This is a genomic window from Paraburkholderia sp. GAS38, from assembly GCF_050434965.1.
In the GTDB taxonomy this organism is placed as follows: domain Bacteria; phylum Pseudomonadota; class Gammaproteobacteria; order Burkholderiales; family Burkholderiaceae; genus Paraburkholderia; species Paraburkholderia phenazinium_A.
The window spans coordinates 156,422-173,394 of sequence record NZ_JBNDJO010000004.1 but is presented as its reverse complement, the minus strand read 5'-3'; the positions used below and the strand labels follow the sequence as shown (position 1 = coordinate 173,394).

The following is a 16,973-nucleotide window of genomic DNA, read 5'->3' as shown; positions in this document are numbered from 1 at the left end:
CGCGACGAAGGTGGTGGACCTAGCAGACCGTGGTGGGCGCTTCGGCGACCGCCTGTCTCTGGCCCGCCCGCAGCAGGCCTTCCACCATGCGCGCCTCTGCTCGGGCAATCATTTCGAGCGATGCGGCAGACAGTTGGGTATCCAGAATCGAAAGCGCGGCGCACAGGCGCAGGTAATCGTCTTCGCCGACGTTCCAGCCGCCGGCCTGATGCTCGGCGGCGTCGAGTTGCACCATGGCGGCGTGCGCGCTCTCGACGTACTCCAGCCCCTCCGGCTCGAGTCCGAGACGGCACAGCTCCTCCGACACCAGAAAGTGGCGGCCGAGGGTCATAAACAGATCCCGCGAGCCATGACCGCGCGTGAAGGCATCCAGGGCGGTGTAGCACTGCAGGAGCATGGCCTGCGTCACGGGTTCGTGCGCAGCGCGGCTGAAAGTGAGCGCGCGCAGCAACGGCGACATGGCGGGCTGGTTGCGTTTGCGGCTAGGCGATTTGTTGGGCATGACGGTTTCAACCTCGTTCTGTAACGCTCGGCCCGCCACCGAAGCTTCTTGTATGCGGTGCACCGGCGGGGTAAAGGCAAGCTCTAATATGTGTCCTGGGATCATGATCGCAAGCAACAATTAAGACAGGCTTAAACCACGGGACGTTGAACGAGTCCGTGACGAAAAGGCGGCGCGGAGGATCGGCACCCTAAAAAAAAGCCCTGTCCCATGGGGGACAGGGCCTGACAGGATGGAAGAGTCGTACAGGCGCGTGGAGCTTGCCGACCTGTTCCCATCACAACAACGCTGTTGCACTTCATTACCGGTACTGCGTAAAACCCATACTGACTGCTTGAAACGTGGTCCTTCACCTTCGCTTTGCTGCAAACCCCTGTTGCTTTTATTGCATGTGCTGCGAGAAGCGCTTTGGTGCTAAGGTTACTGCCACTCCCTGCTGCTTACTGCGTACCGCTTGAATGGACTGCGTCTTTCTAAGTACGGCCACTACCGGAACTGCTCTACGGAACTGCTCTACAGGTACGGTCAAAACAACGCGGGGGAAGACCGCGTATGGACCCGGTGATTCGTCGTGCCCATGGAAACCAGTGTAGAGCGAAAGATGCACGAGCGATTCGGCGAAACGAGGGGAATTGGCCACGCAGTTCGACGAATTGCTTGCCATGGACGGCGCCGGCCACACCACGCGTCTGGTGCGACGCCACAGGCGATTCCAGCGTCACGCCGGCAATGTACGGGCCTGCTTCATGCAGACGTAGGCGGGCGTGCCGGAGGGCGCGGCCTCCGTTATTTAGAAATTCCGGCCGTTCGATCGTTTATTAATTGATTCGGATACCGTATTAAATGACGTTGGATGAATACCCGGCGCGATCCGGCCAAACCTGCCGTTGATGCGCACCGAAGCAGTGCTGCCGTTGCCTGGTTTGGCGCATGACGCGACGTGCGCGCCACACAAGCATGCAGCCGATAAAACTGATGTTTGGGCAAAAGCCCGTGGTTCGGGTAGTTGACCATATCGGCATAGAACTTGCCTTGTCTCGCGAGGGAGAGGGAGAGAAGTATCCATAAACGGGAGGACATCATGTTCGAGTCCGCACCTATTACAGCGAGCAAAGTGGTGGACGGGGAAACGGTTCGCGCTGAATATCTGTGCGATACGGGACGTCTGCGCATCCTCGGCGAGCGCACCGTGCACGCCGAATGGTTTCCGCCGCATTCGTGGTTCGCTATAGCATCGAGTTCGGGACATAGCCGATGGGGCACCCGGCCTGACGAGGCAGACCTGCTGCTGCTGATCGACAACTTCGTGGGGTACTCGGGCCAGAATGCCTTTGCGCTCATCCGGCGCTAAGCCAGCACGATGCGGGCTTCTGTCTATTCACGCCTAAAACCGAAGTGCCTGCAGTAGCGCGATTGGCAACCCTGATTGGCAACCCTACCCGTGACTATCGACCCAGGCGCGGGCCCAATCGAGGCCGGTCAAGCGGGCTTCTTCGTCGGTATCGAACGTTCCGAGCACGCCCGATCCTTCCACCAGTTTGCTGCCGCGCGTGATGGTGCCGCTGGACGCATAGCCGTCGCCTTGAACGATGGCGTGACCCCAGATCGCGTAGCCCTGGTAGATTTCGGATTCCATTTCGCGTTACCGCACCACATACACGGACGTGTGTCCGGTGCTTACCTGCAGCACGTTGCCTTCGGGCGTGAGGATACGGGGAATGTCGATAAAGCGCGGGGCCGTGGTTTTCCTTGCACCATCGCCTCCGCCGTGTTTCGCCGTCGACGCTTTAGCCAACGGGTCCGCAATGCGGCGTGTCGCCACTTTGCCCATGCCGCGCGACAGCAGCGCGGTTTTGGCCGCCTTGGGTTTGCATTTACCCGCAGGCTGCCCGATGCGCGCTTCCGGCGGATTCCAGACTTCCACGTAGTGCTGGCCGGCAGCCGCTGTGGATGTCACCGCGAGCAACACCGCACCCGCGCTCAGAAATCGCAGCATGTCTTCTCCATAGATATAAACGAGGTTCGCGTAGCGCGCGAGGCGCGCCGGCAAAAACTCGCGCCGGTTCCTGCCCATGAGCCGCCGCAGCCTTCGCGGTAGAAACGGCCCTCACCACACCGCCCGGTCAGCAAAGCGGATGAGGAATACTGTACATCCATACAGGTATTTGTGCAATCCAAGACTTTCCCGCAGGACGATAGGTGTGAAGCCCTTCCGTTCGCCCGTCGCGTTTGGGAACAGCCCTTGCTGACCATCAAGCTGGCGCCAGGCCGACGTTTCGCTTGGCGGCGCCGAACGCAAGGAGCCTTTCCATGGCAGGTAAATCGAATCACCGACAGCCCGCTGCCCACGCCGCCGCGGGCACCGATTCCAAATCCGAGGATCTCGAACAGTTTCGCTTGCGGCCAGACGGCGAAGCGCTGCGGACCAATCAGGGCGTGAAGATCGCCGACAACCAGAACAGCTTGCGCGCCGGTGTGCGCGGTCCGTCGCTGCTGGAAGATTTCATCATGCGTGAAAAGATCACGCACTTCGACCATGAGCGCATTCCCGAGCGCATCGTGCATGCGCGCGGCTCCGCGGCCCATGGCGTATTCAAGGTGTACAAGCCGCAGAGCGACTACACCAAGGCTGCGTTTCTGCAGGACCCGGCCGTGGAGACACCGGTCTATGTGCGCTTTTCGACGGTGCAGGGACCGCGCGGCTCGGCCGATACCGTGCGCGACGTGCGCGGCTTCGCCGTCAAGTTCTACACACAGGAAGGCAATTACGACCTGGTGGGCAACAACATGCCGGTGTTCTTCATTCAGGACGCGATCAAGTTTCCCGACTTCGTCCACGCGGTCAAACCGGAAGCGCCGAATGAAATGCCGACCGGCGGTTCCGCGCACGACACCTTCTGGGACTTCGTCTCGCTGGTGCCCGAATCCGCCCACATGGTGCTGTGGACCATGTCGGACCGCGCGATTCCGCGCAGCCTGAGGACCATGGAAGGCTTCGGCATCCACACGTTCCGTTTCGTCAATGCCGCGGGCAAGGCGCGCTTCGTCAAGTTTCACTGGCGTCCTGTGCTCGGCTCCTATTCGCTGTTGTGGGACGAGGCGCAGAAACTCGCCGGCAAGGATCCGGACTTCCACCGGCGCGACCTGTGGGAAGCCATCGAGCGCGGCGATTTTCCCGAGTTCGAGCTGGGCGTGCAGATTGTCGAAGAGCAGGACGAGCACAGCTTTCCCTTCGACCTGCTCGATCCGACCAAGCTGATTCCCGAAGAAACGGTGCCGGTGCAGATCATCGGCAAGATGACGCTCAATCGGAACCCCGACAATTTCTTCGCCGAGACCGAACAGGTGGCGTTCCATCCCGGTCACGTCGTACCTGGCATCGACTTCAGCAACGATCCGCTGTTGCAGGGGCGGCTCTTTTCGTACACGGATACGCAGATCAGTCGCCTCGGCGGCCCGAACTTCCACGAAATTCCGATCAACCGTCCGGTGTGCCCGTTTCAGAACAATCAGCGTGACGCGATGCATCGTCAGGCGATCCACGTCGGGCAGGCTTCGTATGAACCGAATTCGTTCAGCGGCGGCTGGCCGAAGGAGACCGATCCGGCGGCCTCGGACGGCGGTTTCGAGAGCTACCACGAGCGCATCGACGGCGAAAAAATTCGCGTGCGCAGCGAATCGTTCGCCGATCACTTCTCGCAGGCGGGGCTGTTCTATCGCAGCATGTCCGAGGTCGAGAAGGCGCACATCGCCGCGGCTTACCAGTTCGAACTCGGCAAGGTGACCAAGCCGGAGATTCGCGAGCGTGTCGTCAACCAGATTCTCGCTAACTTCGACGCCGGTCTGGCCGCCGAAGTCGCGGCCGGCCTCGGCTTGCCCGCGCCGAAGAAGGGCAAGGCGCCGGCCGCCGCGAAGCCGGAGACCTCACCGGCCTTGAGCCTGCTCAACCGCGCGAAGCCCGGCATCAAGACCCGCAAGATTGCCTTGCTGGCCGCGCCCGGCTCGGACGTCGCTGCTATCGGCAAGCTCCAGCAGACCCTGCGCGGCGAAGGCGCTACGCCGTTGCTGGTCGCGCCGACGCTCGCGGCCATCGGCAGTTTGCAGCCCGATGCGACGATTGCCGGCATGCCGTCGATCATGTTCGATGCAATCGTGGTGGTCGGCGGCGAGGCGGGCGCGAGGGCGCTTGCGCAATCGGGCGACGCGCGGCATTTCGTGCTCGAAGCGTTCAAGCATCTGAAGGCGATTGCGGCGCTCGGCGCCGGTCGCGACGTGCTCGATGCGGCGCATCTGCCAGCCGACGCAGACGGTGTCGCGACCGGCGACGACAAGCAGCTCGCCGAGGTCATGAAGGCGTTCGTTGCGGCGGCGCAGCAGCATCGGGTGTGGTCGCGTCAGGCGTTGGCGGAGTCGGTGCCGGCTTGAACCGTGGATGGCAGCAGCGCGCGTGTCCGATCGATGCGCGCGCAACCAATGCCCGGCATGCCTGCGCGAGGCAAAGCGCATGGATCGAATGGGTATAGTCGCTGTATGATACGTGGCCGTCGTGCCGTGAGAGAGTCGACCGGGCGCGCGGCTTCAATCGAATGTTTCAAGCCTTTGCGTGGCGTCCCGCTGCCGTTTCGGCGGCATGGACGTTGACAACGTATCTTGTGGTGGCGGTACCTCAGTCGAAATTGCCGAGCCGAGCAAACTGACCGGACGAAACACAGAAAAAATGCCTGCCTTCACTGCTGTCGACAAAGACCAGTTCCGCCGCATCATCCGTCGCAACATCGTGCTGCCGCTCGCCATGGGTCTATTGACCGCCGTGGTGTTCGTCGCGCTGGTTGCTTACCTGGTGAATACGATGAGCTGGGCCGAGCACTCGGAGCGGGTGATCGGCAACGCCAACGAAATAATGCGGCTCGCCGTGGACCGCGAGTCGTCCATGCGCGGCTTCCTGATTACCGGCGACGAGAGTTTTCTGGCGCCGTACGAGTTGGGGCAAGCGCGCTTCCAGACCGAGATCAATTCGCTGATGGATATGGTCTCCGACAACCCGCCCCAGGTCGATCGCCTCAAGCGGATCCAGGCGGTGCAGGCGCTATGGGACAACTACGCGCAGCAGATGATCGATCTGCGCCGCAGGAACCAGGCCTACGAACCGGAAGCGGCGAGCACCCGCGGCAAGATCGCTTTCGACGAGACGCGCCGGCTGTTCAGCGACTTTCTCGATGCGGAGCTGGTTCTGAGGCGGGAGCGTGCCATTGCCACGCGCAATGTCATGGCCGTCATGGTCGGCATCTTTCTGTTCTTTAGCGTGGTGGTCAGCCTGTTTCTGGCGTGGCGGGGGCGACGCGAGTTGCTCGACCTGTCCGCATCCTACGATGGTGTGCTCAGGCAACAGGACGAACAGACCGAGGTGTTGCAACAGCAGGTCTGGTTGCGCTCGGGGCAGCGGCTGCTCGCCGAGAAGGTGGTGGGGCAAACCACGCCGACGCTCGTCGGCCGCGCCATGCTCGAGTTTCTGGCGCAGTATCTGGGCGTCTCGGTGGCGGCGCTCTATATCCGCGACAAGGAAACCGGCACGCTGCATCGCGCCGCCTCCTACGGTTTCAGCCTCGAAAGCGAACAGGCCTCGCAGCATTTCCAGAATGCCGAGAGCCTGATCGGCCAGGCCGCGCTGACGCGCCGGACGATCCTGCTGAAGGACGTGCCGGACGATTACGTGAAGGTCGTATCGGGCCTCGGCATGAGCCCGCCCAGGAACCTGATTGTTTTGCCCATCGAGAACGACGGCGTCGTCAACGGGGTGGTCGAACTCGGCTTCATGCGCGCGCTGGTCGAACGCGACCAGGAACTCCTGCAACTGATTGCCGGCGGCATGGGCGACTTCCTCGAGGCCGCGCTGTATCGCGAGCGCCTGCAGGACACGCTGGTCGAGATGCAGCAACTGAACGAGGAACTGCAGGTTCAACAGGAAGAACTGCGCGTCTCGAACGAAGGCCTGGAAGAGCGCGGCCGCGCGCTGCTCGATTCGCAGTCGCGGCTCGAAAACCAGCAGGCCGAGCTGGAACAGACCAATGTGCAGCTCGAAGAGTACGCGCAGCGTCTCGAACGGCAAAAAGCCGATCTGTTGCGCGCGCAGGACGAACTGTCCACCAACGCGGCACGGCTCGAACAGTCGAGCCGCTACAAGTCCGAGTTCCTCGCCAACATGTCGCACGAGTTGCGCACGCCGCTGAACAGCTCGCTGATCCTCGCCAAACTGCTGCAGCAAAATCGCACCGGCAATCTGACCGAAGAGCAGGTGCGCTACGCGGAAACGATTCACGCGTCCAATAGCGACCTGCTGGTGCTGATCAACGACATTCTCGATCTGTCGAAGGTCGAGGCCGGACAGATCAGCATCGAACTGGAAACCGTCTCGCTCGACGGCATGCTGCAGTCGCTGCGCGAAACCTTTGCGCCGATGGCCGCGGCGAAGCACCTGAAGCTGAGCTTCGATCGCGCGCCCGGTGTGCCCGACACGATGATCACCGACAGCCAGCGCACGGTGCAGGTGCTGCGCAATCTGCTGTCGAATGCCGTGAAATTCACCGAGCGCGGCGAGGTGTCGCTGAGCGTGGCGCCGGCCGAGGATGGCCTGTTGCGTTTCGAGGTGCGCGACTCCGGCATTGGCATTGCAGCGGACAAACTGGAGATGATTTTCGAGGCCTTCCAGCAGGCCGATGGCTCCACCAGCCGGCACTACGGCGGCAGTGGCCTGGGTCTGTCGATTTCACGCGAATTCGCGCGGCTGCTGGGCGGGCGTATTACGGTGGCGAGCGAACCGGGCAAGGGCAGTGTGTTCACACTGTGGCTGCCGAGCGATGCGAGCGCCGCAGTGGCCGCCGCAGAGGCTGAGAAAGCTGGGCCGAGCGAAGCTGGGGCGGCTGGGTCTGACGCTTTTAGACCATCATCCAACTCGGCTGCCACGCCCGCGCCGGTGGCGCATGCTTCGTCGTCCTTCGCACCGTCCGTCAACGCGGCGAGCGCCATAACGGCCGCCATAACGGCCGCCGCAGCGACCGCCACTACAGGCGCCGCCGCACTCCAGCCAGCGCGACTCGCCGAAGCCGGCGCACGCAACGGCGCCGAGGAAAGCGGCGGCGCGCCGATCGGCGACGACCGCTACGAGCGGGCGCGCGGCAGCCGGCTGATTCTCGCGATCGAGGACGACATCCCGTTCGCCGAGATCCTGCGCGACCTGGCCCACGAGCTCGACTTCGACTTCCTGCACGCCACCGATGCCGCGAGCGGCGTCGCCCTGGTGCGCGACATGCGGCCCGCGGCCGTGCTGCTCGACGTCGGTTTGCCGGACCGCTCGGGCCTGACCGTGCTCGAATGGCTGAAGAACGATCCGCTCACGCGCCATATCCCGATCCACATCGTCTCGGCCACCGATCACGCCGACAAGGCGCTCCATCTGGGCGCCATCGGCTATACGCTCAAGCCGACCGCACGCTCGACGCTGGAAGCGGCGATCCGCCGCCTCGAAACGCGCCTGCAGCAACGCCTGAAGCGCGTGCTGGTAATCGAAGACGATGCGGCGATGCGCGAGAGCATTCGCGCGCTGCTGCAAAGCGCGAACACGGAAATCGTCGCCGTGGCGACGCTCGCGAGCGCCTTCGACGAACTGGCGGCGAGCAGCTTCGATTGCGTGGTGACGGATCTCGCGCTGCCGGACGGCACAGGCTACGACCTGCTCGAACGGCTCGCGCTCGACGCCGCCCATCTCGCGCTGCCGGTGATCGTCTATACCGGCCGGATGCTGTCCAGCGAAGAAGAGCACCGGCTGCGCCGCTATTCGAAATCGATCATCATCAAGGGGGCGAAATCGCCCGAACGGCTGCTCGACGAAGTGACGCTGTTCCTGCATAGCGTGGAATCGTCGCTCGCGCCGGAGCAGCAACGCATGCTGCGCACCGTGCGGCAACGCGACAACGCGTTCGAAGGCCGCAACATCCTGCTGGCCGAAGACGATGTGCGCAATATTTTCGCGCTGTCGCACGTGATCGAGCCGCTCGGCGCGAAGCTGCAGATTGCGCGCAACGGCCGCGAAGCGCTCGAGTTGCTGGAGACGCAACCTGAGGTCGATCTGGTGCTGATGGACATCATGATGCCGGAGATGGACGGCCTGACGGCGATGGCCGAGATCCGCCGCAATCCGCGCTTTGCCCACCTGCCGATCATCGCGCTGACCGCGAAGGCGATGGCGAACGACCGGGTGCGCTGCCTGGAGGCGGGTGCGGACGACTACATCTCGAAGCCGATCGACGTCGACAAGCTCGTCTCGCTGTGCCGCGTGTGGTTGCGGCAGCGCTAGCCGTAGAGAACCCGAGCCATGAAGACGAACCCAACGACTGCGCCCGAGCCGCGGCCCCCGCGTATCAGCGATTTCGACATCGAACTGACGCTGCTGCTCGAGGCCATCTACCTGAAGTACCAGCACGACTTTCGCCACTACGCGATGTCCTCGCTGCGCCGCCGGTTGACCCAGGCGCTCGACGAGTTCGGCCTCGCCACGCTCTCGCAGATGCAGGATCGCATCATGCGCAGCGGCGCCGATTTCGCCCGGCTGTTTCAATACCTGACGGTGCAGGTGAGCGATATGTTTCGCGATCCTGCCTATTTTCTGGCGCTGCGCCAGCAGGTCATGCCGGTGTTGCGGACCTATCCGTCCATCAAGGTCTGGGTGGCCGGATGCAGCACGGGCGAGGAACTATGGTCGCTGAAGATTCTCTTCGACGAAGAGGGCCTCACCGAGCGCACCTTGTTCTACGCTACGGATATCAACCCCGACGCGCTGGCGCGGGCCGAAGCCGGCATCTATGCGCTCGACCGGATTGCCGGCTTCACGCAAAACTACCTGGCGGCGGGCGGCAAGCGTTCGCTCTCGGACTACTATCACGCGGCCTACGGCGGCGCGCGCTTTGCCGGCGCGCTGAAGGACCGGGTGGTGTTCGCCGATCACAGCCTGTCGACCGACGAAGTGTTCCTTGAAGCACATCTGGTGTCGTGCCGCAACGTTATGATCTATTTCGACCGCGCGTTGCAGGACCGCGCGCTGGGGCTGTTTCAGCGCGCCCTGGTACGGCGCGGCTTTCTCGGCCTCGGCAGCAAGGAAAGTTTGCGTTTTTCGAACCAGCACGAAGCGTTCGACGAATTTTGTCCGCGCGAGCGCATTTATCAGAAACGCTAGCATGAGCGCCATGTCCATCTTGTCCGGCCAACCTTGTGGATCCTGACGCGAGCCCCTATGCGAGCCATCCGTCCCGCCGTGAAGCGCCAGCCCGCCTCGACGCAGTCGCGTGCGTTCGAACTGGTGGCGCTCGGCGCGTCGGCGGGTGGCATCGACGTCCTGAACGGCTTGCTGGCCGCGCTGCCCAGCGACTTCGCGGCGGCCGTCATGATTGTGGTGCACCTGCCGCCCGATCCGCCGAGTTATCTGGTGGAGAGCTTCGGCCGTCGCAGCAGCTTGCCGGTGATCGAACCGGATGCCGGCGAGCGGATTCTCGCCGGCCGCGTCTACGTCGCGCCGCCCGGCTATCACATGCTGGTGGAAGACGACCGCACCGTGGCGCTCTCCACCGAGGCGGCCGTGCGCTTTTCGCGGCCGTCCATTGATGTGATGTTCGAATCCGCGGCGTGGCGGTATCGCGAACGTGTGCTCGCCATCCTGCTCTCGGGCGCCAATGAAGACGGCGTGCGCGGCCTCGAAACGGTGCGCGCCGCCGGTGGCGCCGCCTGGGCGCAGGCGCCTGAAACCGCCGCGTCGCCGGAAATGCCGCGCGCCGCAATCGAACGCGGCGCAGTGGACGAAGTGTTGTCACCCTCTACCATGGCCCGTCGTCTTGCCCGACTGCCGGCCTTTACCGACCACGATTCCTGACCCGATGCCATGACGAATCCCTCTGTCAACATTCTGATCGTCGACGACATCGCGCATAACATCACGGCGCTGCAGGCGTCGTTGACCCAGCCTGACATCAACCTGCTGGTGGCCGACTCCGGCACGGCCGCGCTGGACCTGCTGCTCAAGCACGAGGTGGCGCTCGCCATCCTCGACGTCAACATGCCCGGCATGAACGGCTTCGAACTGGCCTCGCTGATGCGCGGCAGCCCGCGCACCTCGCACGTGCCGATCATCTTTCTCACGGCCACCGCGCAGGACGCCTCGCGCACCTTCCGCGGCTATGAAGCCGGTGCGGTGGATTTCCTCTACAAGCCGTTCGATTCGCGCATCCTGCAATCGAAGGTGGATGTCTTCGTGCAACTCGAGCAGCAGAAGCGCCAACTGGCCGCGCAACTGGTGACCACGCGCCAGATGCTCGAGGCCAACGAGATGCTGATGGCCGTGCTGAGCCACGATCTGCGCACGCCGCTCGGCGCGGTGCTGTCGTCGGCCGAATATCTGATGCGCCTTGAAGCCGGCGACACGGTGACGACCACCGCGACGCGCATCAAGAGCAGTTCGCTGCGCATGGCCCGCATGGTCGACCAGTTGCTCAATCTCGCGCGGCTGCAAGGCGGGCGGCTGCACTTGCAACCGCGTTCGATCGAGCTGGCGACGCTGTGCCAGTCCGTGGTCGACGAATTCGCCACTCACAAGGGCGCCGGGCAGATCGTCCTCGCGAGCGAGGGCGATTCGGCGGGCCGCTGGGACACCGATCTGATGTGGCAAGCCATCTCGAACCTGATCAGCAATGCGCTGCATCACGGCGAGCCGGGCGGCAGCATCGTGGTACGGATCGACGCCGGGAGGGCCGAGCGGATCGCGCTGAGCGTGACGAACCGGGGCGTGATTCCCGCCGAGGTCGTGCCGCATCTGTTCAAGGCGTTCGGCGCCGGGAGCGTCGGTGGGCGGTCGCGCGAAGGGCTCGGGCTCGGCCTGCATATCGTGCGCGAGATCGTCCATATGCATGGTGGCGAGGTCGGCGTGCAGTCGGATGAGACGCAGGGCACGGTCTTCTCCATCGAACTGCCGCGCACGCCCGTGCGTGGGCGCGGCTCACTGAGCGGGCGTTAGGACGGAATGCTGATGAGACGTTTGAGCATATAGTTGCAATTTAGTGGCATTAACATGCTCACTGAGGCTGGCTACACTGACTTCCATGCCATACGACATGGCTAGCAGATGAAACCCAATCTCAAGGAGTCGATCATGTCCCGTCTTACCGCAATCCAACCTGAAGCCGCCACCGGCGCTGCCGCCGAACTTTTCGCCAAAATCAAGAAGGCGGCCGGCAAGGTGCCGAATGCCTACGCCACCATCGGTACCCACAGCCCGGCTGCGCTCGGCGCGATGCTCGGCGTCGACGCCGTGCTGGCGAGCAGCAGCCTCGCCAAAGCGGATATCGAAGTGATCAAGCTGGCGGTTAGCGAAGTGGCGGGCTGTGACTACTGTATCGCTGCCCATACGCTGATGGGCAAGTTTGCCGGTCTGTCGCCGGACGTCATGAAGCAGGTCCGCGCCGGTACCGCGACGGGCGACGCGAAGCGCGATGCGCTGGTGCGCTTTGTCCGCACGCTGGTCGGCACGCACGGCACGGTGGCGGCGCAAGAGCTCGACGCGGTGCGCGCGGCCGGCTACAGCGAACAGCAGGTCATCGAAGTGGCGCTGGCGATCGCCTCCATCACCTTCACCAACCTGGTGAACCGCGTGAACGATACGACGCTGGATTTTCCCGCCGTAGCGTAAAGCGGGGCGCTGAGGTTTCGCGGCGGGCGCCGCGAAACCTCGGGCAGCGCCACCGTCCCGCCGCTTTCCCACCCGCCATGCTTTGCATATGCGCAATGATTGGTTCGCTTCGCGCCGGGGCGTCCTTATGCTGATCATCGCCCCGCGATGGCCCGTCCGCTTGCGGCGGTACAACCCATCACGAACTAGCGAAGGACAGCCATGGCTTCATCAGATCATTCCACGCCCGGCGCGCAGCCGGTCGATTCCAGCCGCCGCACGCTTCTGAAGGCGGCAGGCGCGCTCGCCGTGGGCACCGGCGCCGTCATGGCGGGAGGCGCTGGGGCGCTACTGTCGAGTTCGTCGGCGCTCGCGCAGGGGAATGCAAAAACGTTGCGGATCGGCTTCCAGAAGTACGGAAATTTCGTCGTCCTGAAGGCACGCGGCTCGCTCGAAAAACGCCTCGCCCAGCAAGGCGTGGGGGTGCAGTGGCTCGAATTTCCCGCCGGACCGCAATTGCTCGAAGGCTTGAACGCGGGCGCGGTGGATGTCGGCACGGTCGGCGAAACGCCGCCTATCTTTGCCCAGGCCGGCGGCGTCGATTTCGTCTACATCGCCAACGAGCCGCCCGCGCCCAAAGGCGAAGCGCTGGTCGTGCAGCAGGATTCGCCGATCCGCACGGTGGCGGACCTGCGCGGCAAGAAAGTCGCGCTCAATCGCGGCTCGAACGTCCACTATCTGCTGGTCAAGGCCTTGCAGCGCGCTGGCCTGGCCTACACCGATATCCAGCCCATCTACCTCACGCCCGCCGACGCACGCGCCGCATTCGTGCAGCGCAGTGTCGACGCGTGGGTGATCTGGGATCCGTATCTGGCCGCCATCCAGCGTCAGGCCAATGCGCGGGTGCTGACCAATGCCGAAGGCATCGTGCGCAACACCCAGTACTACGTCTCGTCGCGCAAGTTTGCCGACGCCCAGCCGCAGGTGCTGCATACGCTGCTCGACGAGCTGAACCAGGTGGACCAGTGGGGACGCAACAACGTCTCCGCGGTTGCCGCCCAGTTGTCGCCGCTCGTCGGACTCGATACGGCGACGCTCGAGCTGGCGCTGGGACGCGCCGGTTACGGCGTGCAACCGATCACCGATGCCACGCTCGCGTATCAGCAGGAGATTGCGGACACGTTCACCGAGCTCAAGCTGATTCCGAAGAAGCTGACCGTGGCGGATGCGCGCTGGAACACGGTCGGCTGAGGCGTTGCCAACCCAGGCGCGCTCGCCCAAGCGAGCGCCGCCGTCTTACATGCCCTTGAACTGATCGGCGTACAGGCGGCTCACGCTCAGCCTGTCGGTGTGGCCGCGCAGGCTGAGCGTGAGCTTGCCGGCATCGTCGCGTGACGCGCTGGCAATCATCTCGGCGCGCACCACCGTGCCGCGGTGAATCTGCCAGAACTGCTGCGGGTCGAGTTGCAGCAGCAGTTCCCGCAAGGATGTGCGGATCAGGTGTTCCTGGACGGCCGTAATCACGCGCACGTATTTGTCTGCCGCTTCGAAGTACAGCACCTCGCTGACCGGGATCATCGTGATCGTGTTGCCGGCGCTCGCCTGGATCATGCGCAGCGGCGCGGCCGGCGCAGCACCGGGTGCACCCGATGCACCCGCTATCCCCGCGCCGAACAGCGTGCGCAACTGATCGATCATCGGCGCCAACGCCAGATCCCCGCCTTGCGGTTGCGATTGCGCACGCGCCTGCAACGCCGCTTGCAGACGCTCGCAGGTTTTTGCCAGCCGTTCCGGCTGCACCGGCTTGAGGACATAGTCGAGCGCGGCGCGTTCGAAGGCGTGCAGCGCGTATTCGTCGTATGCCGTCACGAAGACCAGCAGCGGCAGCGGACGGCCCGCGTCGGGCCAGTCTTCGGCCAGCGCCTGGGCGGCTTCCAGACCGCTCATCCCAGGCATGCGGATATCGAGGAACAGCACGTCGGGCTGCAGCGCGAGACCCTGCCTGAGCGCCGACGCCCCATCGCCGACGCTCGCGACGATGCGCAGTTCCGGCCACAGACGGAGCAGTTCGGCTTGCAGGTTGGCGGAGAGCAAGGGTTCGTCTTCGGCGATCAGAGCGGTAGCGTGCATAGGGAGAAGGTCGTGTTGGATGGAGTGGACTCAGGCGACGGGCAAGCGGACCACGGCGAGCGCGCCGCCGCGGCCGTCGTCCGGAGCGGTCAGTTCAAGCGAGGCCGCGTTGCCGTACAGCGCCGCGAGCCGTTCGCGCACCTGCTGCATGCCGAAGCGGCTGCCGTGCGAGGGCGCGGCGCCGAGGCCCACACCCGTGTCGCGCACGCTCAGCACGAGTGCGTGGCCGTCGCGGCGGGCGGCGATCTCGATCTGCCCGCCCGACACGCTCGGTTCGAGCCCATGCTTGATCGAATTCTCGACCAGCGGTTGCAGCAGTAGCGGCGGCACGGGCAGGCTGCTCAGCTCGGCGGGCAGATCGAGCGTGCCGCGCAGGCGCGGTCCCATGCGGACCTGCATCAACTCGAGGTAATCGCCGATGCGGGTAAACTCCGCGGCCAGCGCGTGCGAGCTGGAACGCGAGGCGTCGAGCGTGGCGCGCAGAAAGCCGTTCAGATGATCGAGCATCGCCTGGGCCCGGGCCGGGTCCGTACCGATCAGCACGCGCAGATTGGCGAGCGTGTTGAACAGCATGTGCGGCTCCAGTTGCGACACCAGCAGCTTCAACTGATTCTCCGCGGAGGTGCGCAACGCAGCTTGTGCGCGTGCCTCGGTCGCGGCGAGCCGCCCACGGACATAGAAGAAATAGGTGCAGCCGATCGCCAGCACGAACGCAGGCAAGAGGGTGGGCAACAGCGACTGCGCATTGCGCATGAAGCCGAGCGTCGGATGATGCGTGCCGGTGATCAGATCGCCGAGCCGATGCCCGCCGACGTAACCCACTACGGCCGACATCGCCACCCACGGCGTCATCAAGGCCCAGCCTGGCCAGCGCCGCTGGGCCGCGAGGTTCTCGGGCGTGCGGTCTTGCGGACTCTCGGGAGGGCGCCGGAACAGTGGGCTCGACAGGCCGTAGCGCCCCGTTTCGATCAGAGCCTGGATGCACAGCGTGACGGTGAACGAGTAGAACAGATTGGAGCCGAACTCCCCGTCCGATATCGGGCCGAACATGAACGTGCAGGCCAGCGAGATGAGGATCGTGATGCGCAGTTCACGCCAAAGCCATTTGAAAACGATCGGATACGGGGGCATGCGACAGTCCGGAGTCAGGCGCTCGTCGCGCGGGGTGGCGTAGGGGATGAAAGGGCCGCGCATTCGCGCAGCCAGCCGGCCCGTTCTACCTGCAGCCGATTGTAGCGGGTCAGGGGATCGACCAGGCCATCGAGGCATGGCCGGTCGGCGGGCTCGGTCGCATTCATGTCGGATAGGGGGCGAAGACGGTCGGCAGGCCGCACGACCCGTCAATAGGCCGCGTCGTGCTGCATCGATTGCCGTACCACTCGCCACACCGCCAGGGCGCGGGCGAGGAACACGCCGCTGAACGCGCCGTAGACGAGGCCGGCAAATCCGGCGAAATCGGCGTCGACGGCGAGGCTCGGGGTGATGGAGAGCGCCACGCCGACCGCGAACTTGACCGAAAACAGTCCGAGCAGCAGGACGAGCGGCAGCCAGCTTCCCGGCATCAGCACGCTGCGCTCCTGCGGCAGCCAGCGAATTTCACCCCACACGCGCAGGGTCTGCGCCAGCAACAGCGTCACGGCGCCGCCGGCGACCCAGGCGGCCAGCGCCAGCGGTTGGCGGGAAAAGGCTGACATGACACCGTACAGTGACAGGAACGCCATCAGGAGCGGCAGGGTGGTGCTGCTGCCCAGCGATCGGCGGCGCGGCAGCGTCTGCTTGAAGCCGACGACGGCGAGGGCGGCGAGTACGCCCCAGACCCAATGGGGCGTTTGCAGGAGAATGGCAGTGAACATGGCGGCGGGCTCCGTGTCTATCAACGAGTGGGTTCGATGACGCACATCTTCGGGCCGGCTTCCGCCACGTTCGAGCGGTTTGCGACAGAATGACAAGGTGTGGCGCGAAACGGCCCGGATTCGACGCGAAGTGTTTGGCGATTGCTTGCGAGGCTTCGGCGTTTGGACGTTTCGGCGTTCCGGCGTTCCCATGCGCTGGCCGCGCGGCGCTGCCTGAAAGGCTATGTAATGTGGATTGATGGCTGCCGTACAGAGGGAGCGGAGCAAAGGTCCTACGTTCAGGATAGGCTTCGCGTGCCGGACACCTGTCAGGATAGGGGTTGCCTCACCATGAGAAAGTGCTTGCCCAACGCGCTTGGCGTGCTGACCACCCTCGGCGTGCTGCTCCATTCGCTCCCTGCTGTCTCACACGAACTCGACGCGCAGCTCGACTGCACCTCCAACGCGCATAGCTTTATCGCATCGCTGCAAAGCGACCAGTTCATCGAAACGCAACCTATGCATGTGGAATCGAACTCCGTCAACGCGTTCCGTCCGACTCGCGGCAGCCAACTGACGGCCTTCGGTTTTCGCGTCTACGCGGTACTCGGCTACGCGCGCGACGACGAGCTGTTTCACAAGGGCAGTGGCGAGGCGATGGCGGGGTCGCTCTATGGTGTGGTGGTGTTCGGGACGAGCGAGTCGGTGAAGGTGCATTTGCAGGACGCGGGCAGCGATGCAGCGGTGCATGAAGTCCTGCCGCTCGTGATGACGGCGGTGCTGTGCAAGGCGAATTGAGGGGGCG

The 16,973-nt window shown here is 64.2% G+C and carries 16 protein-coding genes; 10 read left to right on the top strand and 6 right to left on the bottom strand.

All coding sequences use genetic code 11. From position 1 onward, the window contains the following. Positions 1-19 precede the first annotated feature (19 nt). Entirely contained in the window at positions 20-502 is a 483-nt protein-coding gene (locus tag P3T42_RS11195; RefSeq protein ID WP_074295272.1) for a hypothetical protein, read from the bottom strand. 632 nt (positions 503-1,134) lie between these two features. Here P3T42_RS11195 and P3T42_RS11190 point away from each other — a divergent pair. Then, positions 1,135-1,260, top strand: coding sequence for a hypothetical protein (locus tag P3T42_RS11190; protein ID WP_429306074.1), 126 nt, complete (start codon positions 1,135-1,137; stop codon positions 1,258-1,260). A 323-nt stretch (positions 1,261-1,583) separates the two neighbouring features. Next, positions 1,584-1,853 carry a hypothetical protein gene (locus P3T42_RS11185; protein WP_074295273.1) on the top strand — a complete coding sequence of 90 codons (270 nt, stop codon included), beginning with the start codon at positions 1,584-1,586 and terminating at the stop codon, positions 1,851-1,853. Between the two features lie 84 nt (positions 1,854-1,937). Here the strand turns inward: P3T42_RS11185 and P3T42_RS11180 are convergent, their stop codons facing one another. Both P3T42_RS11180 and P3T42_RS11175 read right to left on the bottom strand, forming a co-directional pair. Next, the gene (locus P3T42_RS11180; protein WP_429306073.1) at positions 1,938-2,138 is read right to left on the bottom strand and encodes a hypothetical protein; all 201 of its coding nucleotides are present in this window, start codon (positions 2,136-2,138) and stop codon (positions 1,938-1,940) included. Positions 2,139-2,144: 6 nt separating this feature from the next. Next, entirely contained in the window at positions 2,145-2,498 is a 354-nt protein-coding gene (locus P3T42_RS11175) for a hypothetical protein (protein WP_429306072.1), read from the bottom strand. Between the two features lie 314 nt (positions 2,499-2,812). On the opposite strand from P3T42_RS11175, the gene katE reads away from it, so the two are divergent. From katE to P3T42_RS11140, 7 genes are all read left to right on the top strand, one after another. After that, positions 2,813-4,927, top strand: a complete 2,115-nt coding sequence (katE, locus tag P3T42_RS11170; protein WP_429306071.1) for a catalase HPII — start codon at positions 2,813-2,815, stop codon at positions 4,925-4,927. A 292-nt stretch (positions 4,928-5,219) separates the two neighbouring features. Then, positions 5,220-8,852, top strand: coding sequence for a response regulator (locus P3T42_RS11165; protein ID WP_429306070.1), 3,633 nt, complete (start codon positions 5,220-5,222; stop codon positions 8,850-8,852). Between the two features lie 18 nt (positions 8,853-8,870). Then, positions 8,871-9,728, top strand: coding sequence for a CheR family methyltransferase (locus tag P3T42_RS11160; protein ID WP_074295277.1), 858 nt, complete (start codon positions 8,871-8,873; stop codon positions 9,726-9,728). Between the two features lie 57 nt (positions 9,729-9,785). Next, positions 9,786-10,418 (top strand): chemotaxis protein CheB, encoded by a 633-nt coding sequence (locus P3T42_RS11155; protein WP_429306069.1) that lies wholly within the window; start codon positions 9,786-9,788, stop codon positions 10,416-10,418. Positions 10,419-10,427: 9 nt separating this feature from the next. Next, positions 10,428-11,555: a hybrid sensor histidine kinase/response regulator gene (locus tag P3T42_RS11150; protein ID WP_074295278.1), complete on the top strand. Its 1,128-nt coding sequence runs from the start codon at positions 10,428-10,430 to the stop codon at positions 11,553-11,555. Positions 11,556-11,690: 135 nt separating this feature from the next. Further along, positions 11,691-12,227, top strand: coding sequence for a carboxymuconolactone decarboxylase family protein (locus tag P3T42_RS11145; protein WP_429306068.1), 537 nt, complete (start codon positions 11,691-11,693; stop codon positions 12,225-12,227). A gap of 201 nt (positions 12,228-12,428) precedes the next feature. Then, a complete protein-coding gene (locus P3T42_RS11140) occupies positions 12,429-13,457 on the top strand; it encodes a sulfonate ABC transporter substrate-binding protein (RefSeq protein WP_074295279.1) in 1,029 nt (342 codons plus the stop codon). Between the two features lie 45 nt (positions 13,458-13,502). On the opposite strand, the gene P3T42_RS11135 is transcribed toward P3T42_RS11140, so the two are convergent. The 3 genes from P3T42_RS11135 to P3T42_RS11125 form a co-directional block, all read right to left on the bottom strand. Next, positions 13,503-14,336 carry a LytR/AlgR family response regulator transcription factor gene (locus P3T42_RS11135; RefSeq protein ID WP_429306067.1) on the bottom strand — a complete coding sequence of 278 codons (834 nt, stop codon included), beginning with the start codon at positions 14,334-14,336 and terminating at the stop codon, positions 13,503-13,505. 30 nt (positions 14,337-14,366) lie between these two features. Then, complete coding sequence (locus P3T42_RS11130) at positions 14,367-15,467, bottom strand: sensor histidine kinase (protein WP_429306066.1); 1,101 nt, start codon at positions 15,465-15,467, stop codon at positions 14,367-14,369. A 209-nt stretch (positions 15,468-15,676) separates the two neighbouring features. After that, the gene (locus P3T42_RS11125; RefSeq protein WP_429306065.1) at positions 15,677-16,381 is read right to left on the bottom strand and encodes a DUF6622 family protein; all 705 of its coding nucleotides are present in this window, start codon (positions 16,379-16,381) and stop codon (positions 15,677-15,679) included. 138 nt (positions 16,382-16,519) lie between these two features. Here P3T42_RS11125 and P3T42_RS11120 point away from each other — a divergent pair, with 138 nt between their 5' ends. Further along, the gene (locus P3T42_RS11120) at positions 16,520-16,966 is read left to right on the top strand and encodes a hypothetical protein (RefSeq protein ID WP_074295282.1); all 447 of its coding nucleotides are present in this window, start codon (positions 16,520-16,522) and stop codon (positions 16,964-16,966) included. Positions 16,967-16,973 lie beyond the last annotated feature (7 nt).